Origin of the sequence: Escherichia sp. TW14182, assembly GCF_000208525.1 — a bacterium.
Taxonomy (GTDB): domain Bacteria; phylum Pseudomonadota; class Gammaproteobacteria; order Enterobacterales; family Enterobacteriaceae; genus Escherichia; species Escherichia ruysiae.
Genome location: NZ_AEJZ01000447.1, coordinates 1 through 759 on the forward strand (window position 1 = coordinate 1; position 759 = coordinate 759).

At 53.8% G+C, this 759-nt stretch carries 1 protein-coding gene; it reads left to right on the top strand.

All coding sequences use genetic code 11. The features are described 5' to 3' along the window. On the top strand, positions 1-759 hold a 759-nt coding region (locus tag EQY_RS0123005; protein ID WP_000619025.1), incomplete at both ends, for a helicase RepA family protein.

The window sequence follows — 759 nt, forward strand, 5'->3', positions numbered from 1 at the left end:
AAAAACCACGCTACCAATGAGCATTGGATCTGCAGGGTACGACACACAGCTTGATTATGTCGTTAAGGGCGTGATTCCGGCTAATTCATTGTGCAGCACATACGGCGCGAGCGGTTCTTATAAATCGTTCCTCGCGTGTTCCTGGGCGTGTCATGTTGCCACGGGGCGCCACTGGGGAGGCCGCAGGGTTGCGCATGGTTCGGTGATGTATGTTGTCGGTGAAGGTGGCATTGGTGTCCCCCGCCGTATCAAGGCATGGGAAATCGTTAATGATGAACGGGTGGAAAATCTGTACCTGGTAAACCGCCCGATTTTTCCGGCAGTCCCGCTTGATGTCGATGAAATGGTCATCGCTTCCCGCCAGGTTGAACGGGAAACGGGTAAACCGGTACGCATGATTATTCTGGATACGCTGGCGCGTTGCTTTGGCGGTAATGATGAAAATGACGCGCGGGATATGGGGGCGTTTATCCGTGGATGTGACGAACTGAAACGACGCACAGGGGCCACGGTACTGGTGGTTCACCATTCCGGCAAGGATGAAACAAAGGGGGCGCGTGGTTCCAGTGCATTTCGTGCATCTCTGGACGCTGAATACCGTATTCGCCGTGAAGGTGCGGACAGTGAAGCCCTGGTTATCTCCTGCACCAAAATGAAGGACGCGGAGGAACTGAAAGAGGCTGCATATGATTTACGCGTGGTGGAGCTTTTTACCGACACTGACGGGGAGTTAATCACGTCGCTGGTGGTTGTGGATAA